At 59.0% G+C, this 14,784-nt stretch carries 17 protein-coding genes and 5 pseudogenes; 15 read left to right on the top strand and 7 right to left on the bottom strand.

Annotated elements, in window-relative coordinates; translation table 11 throughout:
• Positions 1-492 precede the first annotated feature (492 nt).
• Together HF916_RS19435 and HF916_RS19440 are read left to right on the top strand one after the other, a co-directional pair.
• On the top strand, positions 493-1,245 hold the full coding sequence (locus HF916_RS19435) for a hypothetical protein (RefSeq protein ID WP_168790479.1): 753 nt from the start codon (positions 493-495) through the stop codon (positions 1,243-1,245).
• Between the two features lie 65 nt (positions 1,246-1,310).
• The gene (locus HF916_RS19440) at positions 1,311-1,856 is read left to right on the top strand and encodes a hypothetical protein (protein ID WP_168790480.1); all 546 of its coding nucleotides are present in this window, start codon (positions 1,311-1,313) and stop codon (positions 1,854-1,856) included.
• Between the two features lie 6 nt (positions 1,857-1,862).
• Here the strand turns inward: HF916_RS19440 and HF916_RS50950 are convergent.
• The 4 genes and pseudogenes from HF916_RS50950 to HF916_RS52065 form a co-directional block, all read right to left on the bottom strand.
• Positions 1,863-2,176, bottom strand: a pseudogene (locus HF916_RS50950) (transposase); the annotation flags it as partial.
• Positions 2,177-2,248: 72 nt separating this feature from the next.
• Positions 2,249-3,298: pseudogene (locus HF916_RS19445) on the bottom strand (recombinase family protein); the annotation flags it as partial.
• Entirely contained in the window at positions 3,279-3,446 is a 168-nt protein-coding gene (locus HF916_RS50955; protein WP_240975590.1) for a hypothetical protein, read from the bottom strand. The gene HF916_RS50955 and the pseudogene HF916_RS19445, both read right to left, overlap by 20 nt.
• A gap of 106 nt (positions 3,447-3,552) precedes the next feature.
• Positions 3,553-3,657, bottom strand: a pseudogene (locus tag HF916_RS52065) (hypothetical protein); the annotation flags it as partial.
• A gap of 89 nt (positions 3,658-3,746) precedes the next feature.
• On the opposite strand from HF916_RS52065, the pseudogene HF916_RS19455 reads away from it, so the two are divergent.
• Positions 3,747-4,214 (top strand): annotated as a pseudogene (locus tag HF916_RS19455) (ATP-binding protein); the annotation flags it as partial.
• Between the two features lie 54 nt (positions 4,215-4,268).
• Here HF916_RS19455 and HF916_RS52070 read toward each other — a convergent pair.
• The 3 genes and pseudogenes from HF916_RS52070 to HF916_RS50960 form a co-directional block, all read right to left on the bottom strand.
• Positions 4,269-4,427, bottom strand: a pseudogene (locus HF916_RS52070) (IS21-like element helper ATPase IstB); the annotation flags it as partial.
• A gap of 141 nt (positions 4,428-4,568) precedes the next feature.
• Positions 4,569-4,826 carry a hypothetical protein gene (locus HF916_RS19460; protein WP_168790482.1) on the bottom strand — a complete coding sequence of 86 codons (258 nt, stop codon included), beginning with the start codon at positions 4,824-4,826 and terminating at the stop codon, positions 4,569-4,571.
• A gap of 161 nt (positions 4,827-4,987) precedes the next feature.
• A complete protein-coding gene (locus HF916_RS50960; protein WP_240975591.1) occupies positions 4,988-5,215 on the bottom strand; it encodes a ribbon-helix-helix domain-containing protein in 228 nt (75 codons plus the stop codon).
• A gap of 529 nt (positions 5,216-5,744) precedes the next feature.
• On the opposite strand from HF916_RS50960, the gene sctC reads away from it, so the two are divergent.
• The 12 genes from sctC (at position 5,745) to HF916_RS19525 (ending at position 14,783) form a co-directional block, all read left to right on the top strand.
• Complete coding sequence (gene sctC, locus HF916_RS19470; protein ID WP_240975592.1) at positions 5,745-7,466, top strand: type III secretion system outer membrane ring subunit SctC; 1,722 nt, start codon at positions 5,745-5,747, stop codon at positions 7,464-7,466.
• Positions 7,463-8,563 (top strand): FHA domain-containing protein, encoded by a 1,101-nt coding sequence (locus tag HF916_RS19475; protein ID WP_168790485.1) that lies wholly within the window; start codon positions 7,463-7,465, stop codon positions 8,561-8,563. Before sctC ends, HF916_RS19475 begins: the two co-directional genes overlap by 4 nt.
• A gap of 141 nt (positions 8,564-8,704) precedes the next feature.
• The gene (locus HF916_RS19480) at positions 8,705-8,902 is read left to right on the top strand and encodes a hypothetical protein (protein ID WP_168790486.1); all 198 of its coding nucleotides are present in this window, start codon (positions 8,705-8,707) and stop codon (positions 8,900-8,902) included.
• Between the two features lie 72 nt (positions 8,903-8,974).
• Positions 8,975-9,307, top strand: a complete 333-nt coding sequence (locus HF916_RS19485) for a hypothetical protein (protein ID WP_206001916.1) — start codon at positions 8,975-8,977, stop codon at positions 9,305-9,307.
• The gene (gene sctJ, locus HF916_RS19490) at positions 9,307-10,128 is read left to right on the top strand and encodes a type III secretion system inner membrane ring lipoprotein SctJ (protein WP_168790488.1); all 822 of its coding nucleotides are present in this window, start codon (positions 9,307-9,309) and stop codon (positions 10,126-10,128) included. The genes HF916_RS19485 and sctJ overlap by 1 nt, the downstream gene beginning before the upstream one ends.
• On the top strand, positions 10,125-10,700 hold the full coding sequence (locus HF916_RS19495; protein WP_168790489.1) for a hypothetical protein: 576 nt from the start codon (positions 10,125-10,127) through the stop codon (positions 10,698-10,700). The genes sctJ and HF916_RS19495 overlap by 4 nt, the downstream gene beginning before the upstream one ends.
• 194 nt (positions 10,701-10,894) lie before the next feature.
• The gene (locus HF916_RS19500) at positions 10,895-11,425 is read left to right on the top strand and encodes a hypothetical protein (RefSeq protein WP_168790490.1); all 531 of its coding nucleotides are present in this window, start codon (positions 10,895-10,897) and stop codon (positions 11,423-11,425) included.
• Positions 11,422-12,402, top strand: a complete 981-nt coding sequence (locus tag HF916_RS19505; RefSeq protein ID WP_168790491.1) for a FliM/FliN family flagellar motor switch protein — start codon at positions 11,422-11,424, stop codon at positions 12,400-12,402. Before HF916_RS19500 ends, HF916_RS19505 begins: the two co-directional genes overlap by 4 nt.
• Positions 12,399-13,049, top strand: a complete 651-nt coding sequence (locus HF916_RS19510) for an EscR/YscR/HrcR family type III secretion system export apparatus protein (RefSeq protein ID WP_240975593.1) — start codon at positions 12,399-12,401, stop codon at positions 13,047-13,049. The genes HF916_RS19505 and HF916_RS19510 overlap by 4 nt, the downstream gene beginning before the upstream one ends.
• On the top strand, positions 13,046-13,321 hold the full coding sequence (sctS, locus tag HF916_RS19515) for a type III secretion system export apparatus subunit SctS (RefSeq protein WP_168790492.1): 276 nt from the start codon (positions 13,046-13,048) through the stop codon (positions 13,319-13,321). The genes HF916_RS19510 and sctS overlap by 4 nt, the downstream gene beginning before the upstream one ends.
• Positions 13,321-14,046 carry an EscT/YscT/HrcT family type III secretion system export apparatus protein gene (locus tag HF916_RS19520; protein WP_168790493.1) on the top strand — a complete coding sequence of 242 codons (726 nt, stop codon included), beginning with the start codon at positions 13,321-13,323 and terminating at the stop codon, positions 14,044-14,046. The genes sctS and HF916_RS19520 overlap by 1 nt, the downstream gene beginning before the upstream one ends.
• Positions 14,043-14,783 (top strand): EscU/YscU/HrcU family type III secretion system export apparatus switch protein, encoded by a 741-nt coding sequence (locus HF916_RS19525; RefSeq protein ID WP_168790494.1) that lies wholly within the window; start codon positions 14,043-14,045, stop codon positions 14,781-14,783. Before HF916_RS19520 ends, HF916_RS19525 begins: the two co-directional genes overlap by 4 nt.
• Position 14,784 lies beyond the last annotated feature (1 nt).

Consider the following 14,784-nt stretch of genomic DNA (forward strand, 5'->3'; position numbering starts at 1 on the left):
CCGAGCGTTGCCGGGCCCAGCGTCTGTGACCTAAAGGAGCTTTGTTCTGCACCGTGAGTGTCCTGTCCCGCGATTGGGGTTGGCGATGCACCGCCTCCGTCGACCTTGGCCGTCAAGCGTCATGATGACTTCCTCTTTCGTCGCGCGCATCCGCATCTTCGGGGTAAGGGGGCGTTCGACGGCGCGGTTGATTCTGCTCGACGCACCGGGGGCATAGACAAATGCCTAAAGCGTGCCAACGTTTGTTTCCGTAATTGTCCCGTCCGAAATGCGCCGTTTCCCACCAGGCTGCGGCGCAGCATCGGATACGTCATATCACACCTTGCCACGTCGATAAAAAGCTCCGCATGTATGAACACCACCTCCGGCTACCCACGCATGCTCAAATGAATCTCACGCAGCCCGAATCGATATGCGTGCATATCGCGTGTCAATGTCCTGCAAGTCGACACGGGTCTGCGTGTATTCGTGTTCTTACTGGAGATACTTGAAATGGCAATCACATCGATAGGCGGTATCCACAACATCACGGTAATTCACGTTCGCCCTGGCGGCGACCTAGGTACACCTCACGAAGGTACACCTCACGACGGGACGGGCAGAGGCGAGCCGCCCACGCCCGATCCCGTCGGAAGCCCGGAACAAAAGGGCCGAGGCGATACCGACATAGATCACGGCGGAAACAATGACGACGTCAAAAGCAAACCAGGCGGATCTGGCGGATCTGGGGCAACCTCGACGTGGCCCACTGCGTACGCTCTGGAGCGGCTGCCCACCCGCTATGGTCCGTCGAAAGACGATCCGAATATCATGGTCGACTACGAGCATCCGGGCGATAACAGGTTCATCATCCGCAACGACCAGGCGTATCCGGTAAAAACCGACAATGGCCAGACGTCGATCTACGATTCGCAACACCCCGAACGGCCGGCTTACCCGGCGCGATCCGGCGCTGACGGTCAGTGGCAAGTCAGCCTTGGGCTCAAGGGTGGCGACGACCCGCGGCTTCCCGCTCCGCCCAATCGCAATGACCCGGGTTATCAACCGCCGCCGCATGCCGGCGGTGGTGGCGCGAACGCTCCGCAGCCCGACCTCGGGAACGTGCTGGCATTGGGCGCACCCGCGCCGGGCTTCCCCGGCATGAACCTGGGGCAGTGGCTTGCGGCCGGTGCTCCCGCAGCGCCCAATAATGGGCAACCGCAGGCGCAAGGTCCCAATAACCCGGGCATAGCTGGACAGCAATGAACTTGCACAGCGCGGTTCCGGACAGACCGTGTTCACCGCTTCAATACTTCAGAAAGGATGTCGATATGAGCGTCACCAGTTCCACCGCTTCCCAGCCGAGCCCATACGTTGGCGAAGAACAGCACGCAGGCACGACCATCAGGGTCGTCGATCAGAACCAGCTTCCCAACGCAAATGGCTCGAACAACAATGTCGCGACCGAGTTCAAGCTAAATCCGAACGGGCAGATGCCCATACAGATCGGTTCGCAAGTCGTTCCGCCGCCGCCGCACGACCCCAGCAATGACGAGGGTATCGGCGAAGTGATCTGGCGCGGCTTCAAGGAAGGGTTCGGTCATCCGGGCTCTTTTTTTTCAGAAGCTGACGGCATGGGGAAGGCTGAGGAGAAGGGTGAAGAGTACACTCCTGAACAGTTCGACGCCGACCGGAACCGAGGCGCCGAGTGGGACGATTTGCTGGCAAACTTACCTATCGTTGGCGAAGCCATACAGGGCGCTCAAACCGGCACCAACGGGATCGATGCCTTTCGAGGCAAACCCGCAGAGATCGTTCCGCCCTTCACGCCGCACGATCCGGCCAAGGGACACGGCAATAAAGAGCCCTCCAGCTAACCATGTTCAACTAAAGCGTGTTAGGAACTTTTGAAGTGCCGGCACTGCGTGAACGAGCATGAGCATGGCGAAGACCACGAAATGAAGTCCTGCAAGGGTCTCGGGTAGCCGTTCATCATCACGTGCGAGGCGGCGAAAACGGTTGAGCCAGTCGAAGCTGCGCTCAACCGCCCGCCGCTGGGGCGGCAGTAATTTTTTTTTGCTTCTTCGAGTTTGATCACCTGCAGTTCAATGCCTTCATCGAGTGTCGCCTGCGCTGGCTCCTTACCCCTGTATCCCTGATCAGCGAATGCGACCTTGACCGTGTGTCCCGTGACTTGCACCGCACCAAACGAAATGCAGCGAGGGCCACCATGATTGATCATGCTGCCCTGACAGTTATACCGCGCAACGGTGCCTTTGGTGCCGGGATACGCAACGTGCAGCTTGCGCCCGCAGTGACCGCAGCGAAGCAGTCCTGCCAGAAGCGAGCTCCCGCGCTTGACAGCGCCGCGGACCATGTTGCCCTTCATGTTCGCGTTATTGGTAATCAATTTGCGGTTCGCCTCGTACTCGTGCCAGCTAATGTAGCCCGCGTGGTGCTCGATGATCAAGGCCTGCCAATCCTCGCGTTGAAGGGGGTTGCCTGCATACACTCGCTTGCGTCCGTTCACAATGCGGGCGATTGTTCGGGTCTTGCCAAACGCGTATGCGCCGCCATAAGTCGGATTGGTCAGGATATGCAGGAGGGTGTTATAGACGGGAAGCTTCCACACAATGTGGCGACCGTCCGGGCCGTAGTTCACCGCAGGCAACTCGATGCGTTCCTGCCGAATCCATAGAAGCACCTGCCGGACGCTACCAAACTCACGAAACTTCCGGAACGCCAGATCGAGGGCTTCACGAATGCGCGCATCAGGATCCTTCTCAATGCGATTTCCATGTGCACGTACATAGCCGATTGGGATCGACGTGAACAGTTCGCCGCGTTTGGCCTTCTGGTCAAGAGCCGCTTGTGATCGTTGACGAAACGTCGAGAGCTCCATCTCGGAGAGCGTACCCTTCATGCCTAACAGGAGGCGATCGTTAGGCTGTCGCGGATCGTAAATTCCGTCCTCGTCAACCAGCAAGCATCCTACAAGCCGGCAGAATTCCAGCAGCGTATGCCAGTCGCGCCCGTTGCGCGCGAGGCGCGACGCTTCAATGCAGAATACGGCACCCACTTCTCCGCCGCACAGTGCCACCAGCAGGCGCTCGAATCCGGGGCGATAGTTGCCAGAACCGGAGCGGCCAAGGTCGTCATCGATAACCGTCACATCTGCCCAGCCAAGTCCGCGTGCGCGATCGGCCAGCCCGTACTGGCGTAACTGGCTCTCGCGATTGTGATGAACCTGATCCAGGGTTGATTGGCGAACATAAACGTATGCGCGACGGGAGAGGTGTTCAGCACCGATCTTGCTCATCACGCGCCTCCGCTTCGATGACGTCTATCAATGCGAACATCAGCAGGGCCAGTTGCGTCACCAGATCGGTTTGCATCTCCTCGGGCACTAACGTGTCCGGTACGGTCTCCTCGAACAGATCCTTCTGCCTCCTCATCTGCTTGCGCATCTTTGCCTCCGTCATGTTTTACCGCCGCAAAGCACGATAACGCCATGTCGACCAGGCGCAGAAGTTCGACAATTACTGCATGAGGCATTTCCGGCTGGACGACGACAGACATGCGGGCAGCATCCTCGTCCGTCATCCACGGCGGAAGATGCGTCAAAGTGCCATCGGGCTGTCTGATGGTGAGATACGACTCGCCCCGGTAATTGTTCATGCCAATCACTGTTATCCGTTCACCGAAGCGAGGGTGAAACGGATAGCGAATGATCACATCATCGTAATGATGATGGACAGTGTGTAACGGGTTCGTCCGGGGTGGGCAAGACGCATATCGCGACCTCGCTTGCTTACCGCGCCGCGCAGGCGGGCATCAAGACGCGGTTCATCACCGCCGCCGACCTGATGATGCAGCTGGCCGCCGCCCGACAGCAGAACCGCCTGCGGGAGTTCTTCAATCGCGCGGTCATTGGGCCCAGGCTGCTGGTCATTGATGAAATCGGCTATCTGCCATTCGGGCGCGAGGAGGCAAACCTGTTCTTCAACGTCGTTGCAAAACGCTACGAACGCAGCTCAATCGTCTTGACCAGCAACCTGCCGTTCACACATTGGGCGACAGCCTTCGCCGACGACCAGACGCTGACGGCGGCGATGCTCGACAGGCTGCTACATCACGCGGATATCGTGCAAATCAGCGGCGAGAGCTATCGACTGAAGGACAGGAGAAAGGCGGGACAAACAGGCACGCGGGCGAGCACGAAAGTAGCCGCGTGATACAGGACCCGGGTGGGTCAGATTTACTTCGGCGAAACCACGAAACGTGAGTCAGGTTTCAGTCGGCGTTGACAACTCGGGTCGGTGCCGCTCGATGCGTCGTTTGCTCGCTCGGCCAGTTCGTGCTCGAGCAATGCCGCCGAGCAACTGTGAAGCCTGCCAGCCTTCCTTGTTAGAGCGTTCCGCGAACTCGGGCCACAACCTACCGATCGTGAGAGTGCCGCTGCTTGACATGGCGCAACGTGCAATGACTTGAAGCACCTGCGTCTGTCGGCCGTCGCAGATCCGGCAAGAGGGGATTTCCCGTCCCGTGCCATCGCTGCGGCCGGCCGCCTTAAAGGATGGGAACCGATATTACCCGCCCATGCCGCCCATAGCACCCGATGCGAGGCTCATCATATCTTTGAGCAACTTCACCAGATCCTTGAGCATATCTCCACCGCAACCAGCGCCTCCCGATTGCCCGCCCGCGCCACTTTGGTCCGCGTTACCCGGCGATACTACTTGAGCCTGTTGATCTTGGCCGGGGGACGCGGACGCGTTAGCAGAGTGATTGAACGCGCCGATGGTGGCGGACTGTGAGGCAGTTGTTTGAGTGACATCGTATGACATGTGTTACTTCCTTGAAATGAGAGCCCTTTCGCGAAGGGCAAGATCTTCGATGAGCACATGAGTGCTCGTGATTCTGGAGAATGTGAATAATCTTTACATGGAACCCTCCCGAGGTTTGAATGGAAGCGCTCGCAACGAGCGCCAATCATGCGCTACCGGCCTCAACGACCTTTAACCGAAACAGGCGGCAGAGCAAAATCCATTGGATGAGCTGGATTACTGGGATTCATCAACTGCATAACGCAGATCACGCGGATGTAGCCGGTGAAATTCCACACAGACTCGCACGCAAGATCTATTTCCATCGCCCATCGAGAGATCAACTTCCCGACGGTCAATGATTCGCGTCGTGCCAGCTCCTCAATGATCGACCAGTAAATTTCTTCCAACCTTAGGCACGTTGCCAGACCGTTGACGCGAATGGACCTCTGTCTTGGCTTCAGGAGGTCGGCGCTGAAATTGCAATACGCTTTGTTTGCCATATGGCTATCAGAATCTCTTCGCCTTCTGTTTGTGAGATGAAACGCATCATTTTTTGACAAATGCGAATACATATATATTGAGATTGAGGACTATTAGTCCCGCGATCTTCTCCATCCGAAACATAACAATTCCAATGCTCGCTGACTGAGAACTGAGTCGGTGGTATATCCGTATGACCTTAGAAAAACAGAAATCGATAAATTCGTGTTCATTCGCAGTCAATAGGCAAAGAGAGGTATTCAGATGTTCATGACGCGGCGTGTCATAAGCGCGAAAGGGGAAGGACGATACGCAAGGCGATATCCCACAGTCGTAGGGATACGTTCCGCAGTCGCTGTAGGAATCATCCTGTATGCGTCGGTGGGCAGCACTGCGGAGCCAGTGTGGAGCACGCAAGCGCTGCATTACTTTGCGCGTAACACACCGTTACCCGACGTGTTGAAAGCGGTGGTCAGCGCCGCCGGACTTCAGATCGAGATCGCACGCGGCGTGAAAGGGCCCGTCAACGGGGCGTTCGACGATCCGCCGTCGCGTGTGTTCGCCAGGCTGGTTGAAGCCTACGGACTTTTGTGGTACTTCGACGGCCATGTTATCCATGTATCGCCCGCCTCCGATATCCGAAGCCGGACAATCCCCTTTGCTCCGATGACGCGCGAGGAGGTAGCCGGTTTGCTATCCAGCCTCGGTCTCGCCGACAGCCACCTGCCGGTTCGGTACTCGGATACGACAGCGGTCGTATCCGGACCGTCGGGATTTGTCGATGCGGTTGCCAGTGCCGTTGCAGAGGCACAGCGGCAGACAACCGTCACGCCTTCCGTCGACGAGACGGTGATCCGGGTTTTTCCCCTTCGGTATGCGCAGGCGCAGGACATCAGTTACACGTCCGGCAACCAGCGTCAGATCGTGCCCGGCGTGGCGTCACTGTTGCGCAGGCTCATGGCCGACGTTCCAGTCACCGTGCCTGACCGGGAGAATCCGTCGAGGTCCCGCAACCAGGCACGCGCCGAGCGTGGCGGGCCGCCGCCGCTGCCGAGCCTGCGAGGGTTAGGTTTGGCCAGTTTGGGACAGGAGCCCGCGCTCGATCCGCCTTTGCCAGTCGCTGAAGTCATGCGCCCCGCGGCGATGCCAATACAGCGCAACATCATTGCCGACGCGCGCACGAATTCGGTGGTGATCTATGACGTGCCGTCGATGATGTCGAACTATGCGCGCACGATCGCGATGCTGGACAAGCCGCAGGATCTCGTCGAGATCACGGCGGTCGTCATCGATATAACAAGCGACGCCGCAAGCGACCTGGGCATCCACTGGGGCGGTGCAATGAGGGGGGAAGCGGGCGGCTATGCGGTAATGAACTCTTCGCCAACGATCCTGGATTCGTCGCTCACCCCAGCGCTGGCCGGTTTGAACCTCGCAACGATGATAGGGAGTTCTGCCAACTACCTATTTGCGAAAATTCACCTGCTTGAACAAAGCGGGAAGGCACGGATTCTGTCGCGACCACAGGTGTTGACGTTGAACAACTCAGAAGCGATTCTGTCCTCGCGCAATTCTTTGTACGTTCGAGTCGCGGGCAATCAGGACGTCGACCTTTACAACGTCGACACCGGGCTGACATTGAAGGTCACACCGACAGTGGAATCCGGGTCGGATAGCACCAGGAACATTTTGCTGAGCGTGCAAATCGACGATGGCGCGTTCGATTCGTCGCTATCCGTCGATGGCATTCCGAAGGTCAACAACCATTCCATTGTGACGCAGGCGGTGGTCGCGGACGGAGAGAGCCTGCTCCTTGGCGGCTATGAATATGAGCGCAGCCAGACATCATCTTCGCAGGTGCCGGTGCTCGGACATCTTCCCTACGTGGGCGCTTTGTTTCGGGACACACAGACGCAGGTCGAGCGTCTTGAGCGGCTCATCCTGATTACACCGCGTGTGAAGCCAATGACGAAGCTCGTTACGGAACCTGACGGCGCCGGCACCGTGCAGTCCTCATCGTTTGAGCATCCAGCGCCCTCATTCCCGGGCAGCGCCGGCATAGAGCGGGCGGCGGTAAGGCAGCGCCCGGCAGGCATGCCGGCGTGGAGCGGTGCGACGCCTCCGCTTCCCCCCGGCCTGCCACCGGGCCCTTCATCAGCCACGGGGCAGAGTCGATGAGCACGGGCGGAATTATTATCGTTACCGGCGGCATTCACGCTGGCGCGAGTGTGCTGTTGTCCGATAGCCATGACCTGACAATCGGTAGCGGGGAGGGCGCTGGTCTCCTGCTCGCGGATGACGGCATCGCGTCGCATCACGCGACCATTCGGTTGACCGGTAACAGACTGAAACTGACAGCGCTACATGACGGCGTATCTGTGTTCAGCTATCCGTTGGCATCGGGCAAGACGACCGTGTTGATGTGCGGCGCGTCATTCACCGTGGGTGACGCCCAATTGCAGTTTAGCGGACACGATCTTCTGACGCCGGATGTGGTGAGCAGCGCCGAGCTCGCGTGGTTGATGACGCATGCGCCCCTTGCCTATGTCTCGAAGCGCTGGACACACGCATCCCGTGGCGCGAAGCTGCTGCTGCTAGTGCTTCTGGCATCGGCCGGTCTGGGATCGCTATGGCGAATCGGCGGTCCGCATGAACTTGAACGCGCATTGCCGCGTCTTGACGGGCCGTTTCGCTTTGTGACCGTGCATGAAGATGTGAAGACGCATGCGTACGTCTATGAGGGCTACGTAATGAGTTCGTCGGAGCTCGCCTCATTGGCCGCGAATGCTCGCCGAGATACACGTGCGCCCGTGATACGCGTAATTGTCGTCGAGCAGATGAGAGAACAGCTTGTCGATTTTTTGCAGAAGTACTACCGCGATGCGCAAGTCAAGCCAGGCGAGCCGGGCTCCTTCACGGTCAGTCCACCTGCCGAAGAGGCATACGCTGTACCGGAATCGTGGGATTACAAGCGCGTAACACGCCTCGCGCGCGAATCGATCAATGGTTTGCACACACTCAGGTTCGAAGGGCATGTGGTGGACAAAGGGCCCGTGCGCGTGCCACTCCAGGCCATTGGTATGAACCTCGCGCGTTCGGCACATGGGGCGTGGTTGGTCGACCAACAGGGTGTGCGCTATTTCACTGGCGCCCGCTTGCCGCTCGGGCGAATTGCAAGCATCTCGGGTTGCACAGTGAAGATCGTGCGCAATGACGATGGAACGACATATGAGTTCTTTGCTGAGGACGCGGAGAGCGCCAGGACATGCAAGTGAGAGCTGACTGCGGGCGCGCGGCTTATTACACCGAGCGACGCATTTAGTGACAGGTTTGTTCGCCGAGTATTTGCGCGCGGCTCGGCGTGCTGGTGGTTAAAGAAAATTTACGCGTGCGTTATTTATTTAGGATAGCAAATTATGCAAATGGGAAACGTTGGCAATTCGCCCAATGCTGGGGGCGCCAGCCCGGCCGCCAGTGCGGGCAATGGTCAAACTACACAGGACCTTCAGGATCAGAAGGCTCAAAACGGCTTTCAGGAGGAAATCACGAAAGAAAGCAACATGGAATCAAAACGCAACCAGACCCGAATGGGTGTGATCGGCAATCTGAAGTAACCGTTTGAAAGAGGCGCCGTTCCTGCGGCGCCTCGAAACAACCCATCGTTCAAGAGAGTTAACGAGATGCAATTGCAACCTGTGGTGATGAACATGTTTCCCCCGGAGCCGCCTACTGACGCAAGACACGTCCAGTCGGCCGCCGCCTCGTTAGAGGATAACGATGCCGAGAGTTCACTCACGTTCATGATGATCGAGCGCGTGGAGGAGACTTGCAAGGCTCAGGACGCGCGAATCGACAGTGACCTGGCGTCATATGGAAGAAACCGGGCTTCGACGGCCGGATTGCTCGATCTCCTTCATCTGCAGTACGACCTCGATGACATGCAAGCCAGCGCCATGATGGCGAAAAACATCGCCGATAAGGTCGGGCAGGCAATCAATTCGCTTACACAGAGGAACTGATGCGACTCGCACTGATTTTGCTGCCGCTTCTATTCCTCGTCGGCTGCAAATCGTCGTTGTTCGAAGGCCTGGAAGAGGACCAGGCGAACCAGATCATCGCTGTCCTTAGCGAGCATGGCATCGAAGGGGTGAAGGACCGCAACGCCGACAAGAAGTGGAACGTCTCGGTCGAGGATGATGATGTGGTCACCGCAACCGAGATCACGCGCGAATACGCATTGCCTCGCGGCAATCATGCGAATCTCGGCGATCTGTTCAGCCGACAAGGGTTGATATCGAATCCCGACGAAGACCGGGTCCGCTATGTCTACGGTTTGACGCAAGAGCTATCGGAAACGCTGGAGAAGATCGACGGAGTGCTGGTGGCGCGCGTGCACATCGTGCAACCGGAACGCGATCCGCTGATGCGGCAGGTCACGCCACCCTCGGCATCGGTGATGCTGCGCTATCGCAGCGACTACAACCTCGAATATATGAGAGACAAGATTCGCAACCTGGTTGCGGGCAGCGTTGAGGGTTTGACGCCGGATCGTGTGTTTCTGACGTTCGTCGCCGTCACACCCGTTGCCGACCCCGCCAACGCAAAAGGCGACGCCAGTGCGCACTTCGCGATGCCCGTTGTCGAAACGCGTCAAGACACCACACTGATGCTCATCGTCGCAGCGGTAATGGTGATCTCGCTGATCATATCGGCATGGGTCTGGAACAGCGGCATTCGCTCGTTTGCGCGGACCTTCTATCGCCGAAGAAAGCCCACGACGGCGACTGAGGCGCACCCAGACGAAAAGCCGGGCACCTCCGGCAAAGGAGACGCACCATGACCCTGGTCCCGGTCCTCGCCTTGTCGAAGTGGGCACACCATAGCTGGCTGGCGGCCGGTGAACGCTCGCTCAGCGAGCGCGCGCAAGCTGCTGCGAACGCCCGTCTGCTCGCGCTCTTTCCGCACTTGCTCAGCCAGCGTGCGACACCGTCCTTGCCCCGGTTCGCCGCATTGCCACGTCCGGCGTGCGCGAAGGTCATGCGCGTGACGGCAGCGCTTGCATACGCGGCATCCCTGCGCAAGGTGGTGAGCGCATCGGAGCACGAGATGTTCGCCGCCCGCATAGCACCGCACGTACTGCGCGCAGTCCAACGCGATCCGCGTGGTGGCCACGAGAATGCGAACGTGGGCGTCATGCTCGATGTACTCGATCGCGCGGATATGACCGCGGCCGGCATGCAGCTTACCCTGCACGCACTCGGCGATCCGACGCTGCGTGTGCTGCTCGAATTGCGCCTGCCGCGCGCGGTCGCGCAACGCGCGGCACGCTTTGGTGTCTGCGGCATGAGTTCCGAGGCAGCCATGAATCTGCTCGATGCCGCATACGTGCTGACGGGAGGTAGCGCATGTTGATCTGCCGGAAGGGCGGGTGGTATGTGGAGTCGGACGGTTACGTGTCGTCAGTGGAGTTGAGCGGTCTCGACGGTTTACGCGAAGTCGAAGCGTCTCGCGCGCGCGAAGCGGAACGGGAGACCGCCCGTCTTGTCGAGCGCGTGCGCGCGTTGAAGCGCCGGGCATGGCGCCGCGGGTACGACGCGGGACGCCGGATGGCGCTGCATGAGCTTGTTGTGCCCTCGGCTGCAACATCGTTCGCATCACGCTGCCTGGAGGAACGTCTTGCCGCTCTTGTGCTCGATTCCGTTGTGGAGATACTCGGCGAACTTCCTCCTGACGTGGTGTTAAGGAACCGGCTGCGACGCTGCATCGGTGCTTCACGCGCGCAGCAGATGCTGTCTTTGCGCGTCTCGACAGACGATTGCGAAGAGACGCAGCGCATCGTGCATTCGCTCGAGCAGGAGCTGAATCTCCCGTTATTTCTGGTGCTCGCCGACGCCGGCCTGCCAGCGCATTCGCTGGTGGTCGAGACGGTACAGGGCGTGATCGACGGTAGCTTGACGCCGCAGTTGCGCGTGCTGGAACGCGGTGTGAGAGACGCGATCAAACTGGTGCTGGACGAGTACCGATACATCGATGGCGAATCGGCAAAAAAATTTGCCGTGATCGAAAATGGGTTGCGCGATGTGATCGATTTGCTTGCCGGATCCTGGGACGCGCACCACAGCGGAGAAGCCCAATGAGTCCATTGCGAAATGTGGACCGGATATCGCTCGCGCACGCACAGCGACACAACGTTGCGGCGCTGCATTTTGGCACGCCCTATCAGGTCAGCGTCGGAAAGCGGGCGTTCACGCTGCAGTTCGAAGTCTGCCGTGCTAACTATCCGTTGCGGCTTCATGGGCATGCGGCGGGAGAGTCTGTCGCGCTCGATTGCGATGCGCAGGCGTTGTTCCCGGAGTTGACGCGGGCGTCCCTGGTGCAGGCGGAGGACAGAGCCGGCACATTGGTTTCGCAGGTGCTCGATGAGTGGCTGAGCGCACTCGAAGGTGTATTCGGGTTCACGATCGAGATAACCGGCGTGTCGTTCGATGCAGTACCGCAACGCGGCGCATACGGGCTCATTCTCACGCATCTACGAAGTCATCGTGCAGCGCACTTTGCGCTGGATAGCGCGGTAATAGATGGATGGCTGGAGCGCCAGCCCGTTCACCTCGGCGATGCAACCGCGCTTACAGGACGGCTCGTGGTGCCCGTCTCCGTGTGCATGGCGGGACCCGAACTTACGTTGCAGCGCCTGCGCAGAATCAGGCGCGGCGATGCACTGCTTCTCAACCGTTCTGACCAGTACTTGCGTTTGCCGATGCGCCTTGGCGCACGCCGCATTCTGCTTCAACCTTCAGGAGAAAACATGGTGATAGTCCGACCGATGATCGACGATGCGAACCAATCCGCCGAAATGACGAGCGAGCTGATTCCGGCCAGCGCACTCACGTTTTCATTCGATGCCGTAATCGGCACGCTTTCGCTGACGCTCGATGAATTAATGCGCCTGCGAACCGGCTCGATGGTGTCATTGCAACAGCCGGTGGGTAGACATGCGATCAGGCTGCTCTGCCAAGGTATTCCGTTTGCGCGCGGAGAACTGATCGAGATCGATGATGCGTTGGGCGTACGCATCGTCGATCTGGCACACATGTCGGATACGCAAACGACATGATGAGAGATCAGGCCGTCAACTTTCAGATAATCGTCTTTTTCTTCGTTCTCGGTCTGCTGCCGCTGATCGTGACGATGACCACGTCATTCACCAAGTTCAGCATTGTGCTGACACTGCTGCGTTCCGCCCTGGGCGTGCAACAGGCGCCCGGCAACATGGCGATCTCCGCGTTGGCTCCCGCGGCGACACTGGTTGTGATGGCGCCGACGGTGGAGAAGATCGGCGCCGATCTGTCGTTCGGCGATCGCATCGAGCGCGGCCAGTTTCCCGACGTGACGGAAGTATACCAGGCGGTGCGCGGGCCACTCGGCGAATTTATGATGGAACATTCGCGGCCCTCCGAGCGCGCGTTCCTCGTGACGGCGGCAAAACGCATTGACCCGGCACGCGACGCACAGGAAACCGACTTCTCGCTGCTGATTCCCGCATTCATGATCAGTGAAATTTCTAGCGGGTTCGAGGCTGGGTTTCTGCTTTATATGGCGTTTCTCATCATCGACCTCGTCGTCGCCAACGTGTTGACGGCGATGGGCATGGTGATGTTGTCGCCCACCACGGTATCTACGCCGTTGAAGCTCTTCGTGCTGGTGTCCGTATCAGGCATTTCGAAGCTAATGCACGGTCTGATTGTCAGCTACGCCAAATGAGTTCATACCCCTCTCTTGGTTCGTTGTCGAGCGATGCATTGCTGCTGGTTTTCTGGCTATCGTTGCCAGCACTGGCCATTGCCACCGCAATCGGCGTCATTGTTGGACTCCTGCAATCAGTGACGCAAATTCAGGATCAGGCGTTGCCGTATGGCGCGAAGATCATCGGTGTGGGGCTCGTGATGATCGTCGCCATCCCCTGGGGCAACAGCGAAGTCTCGCGCTTTCTCGATCACGCGTTTTCGTACATCGCGGCGGGACGGGTGCAGTGATGACGGATTACATAGGATACGTCGAGGGGTTTGCGTTCTGCACCATCCGGCCCGTCGTCGCGCTTTCGCTCGTTCCATTTGGCGGCAGCGAGTCGCTTGGCATCACGCTGCGGTTGCCATTGATGTTGATGTTCGCGACACTGCCGCAGCAAATTGGGTGGCCCACCCACCCGATCGTCGCGGCCTCGGTTGAAGTGCTAGTCGGGTTGCTACTCGGTCTTTTGCTAAGCGTGGCGTTTCATGCGGCGGGCGCGGCCGGCGCACTGATCGATCAGCAAGGCGGCTATTCGATCGGTTCCAGCTACGACCCGAACTTTCGCGACGAATCGGCGCTTTTCGAACGGCTCTTCATCTGGTTCGCGACATTGACGTTTTTTACTGGAAAGGGCCTGCAGGCCGTCTATGGCTTCTTTGCGGATGCATGGGTGCTGTGGCCGCCTGGCGCGCCGCGACCCGATCACATGCGTGTGATGCGTGAACTGGCGGAGCAGCGGCTGCCGCTGTCGATGGTGGAGGGCGCGCGAATTGCAATGCCGCTCATCGGCATGATGCTGCTCGTCGACATTTCGATGGGGTTGATGTCCCGTTACGCGAAGCGGCTTAACCCGTTCACGACCGCGCGCACGGTCAAGGCGATCGTACTTTCCTTCACGATTGTCGCCTGCGTGCCGGTTCTCATCGAACGGCTCAATGCTCTCTTTCTGCAAGGCGCAATACTCCAATGAGCGACAAGACGGAAGCCCCCACTCTCCAGCGACTGCAACGTGCCCGCAAGGACGGCGACATCGCAAAGAGCACTCACGTGACCGTCGCCGTCAGCGGGCTGTTCTGGTGGCTGTTTCTGCTGATGGATGGGCCACACGTCTATCAGGTCTGCGTACACGTGGTGGAAGTTGTCACGCAGATCGATCAGGGCCAACCGTTCGCCGTACGTTACTTGCAGGTCACCAAGGCGCTCGGTGCGACGATGCCGATACTGCTCGCGACACTCGGCGTCGGTGCACTTGCGGTTGTCGTGCCGGAGGCCACACAGGCGGGCGGCTTGTTCGCAGTCAAGCGTGCGTTGCCGGACTTCAGGCATTTGAATCCGGTGACAGGATTGAAGAACCTGTTCGGCCTGAAAACGCTGATCGATACCGGCATCGTGCTCGTGCAGTTCTGCATTCTGGTGTTTGTTCTATGGCATGCGTTCGCGACATGGTGCGCGCAACTGCTGCCAGAGTTTGCGCTTACGTTCGGCGGACAGCTGAGTGTCACCGGTCAGTCGCTCGCGCAGCTGCAAGGCCTGATGGCGGCGTCGCAACTGGCGCCTGCAGCGGTCGACTTCTGGCTGCAACGGTTTCAGTGGCGGCGGCGGCTGCGAATGGACAAGAGCGAAATCAAGCGCGAACACCGGGACGAGGAAGGCGATCCACACGTGAAGGGTCGTCGCCGCGCGCTGCACAGGGAGCTGAGCCGATAAC

Origin of the sequence: Paraburkholderia aromaticivorans, assembly GCF_012689525.1 — a bacterium.
In the GTDB taxonomy this organism is placed as follows: Bacteria; Pseudomonadota; Gammaproteobacteria; order Burkholderiales; family Burkholderiaceae; genus Paraburkholderia; species Paraburkholderia aromaticivorans_A.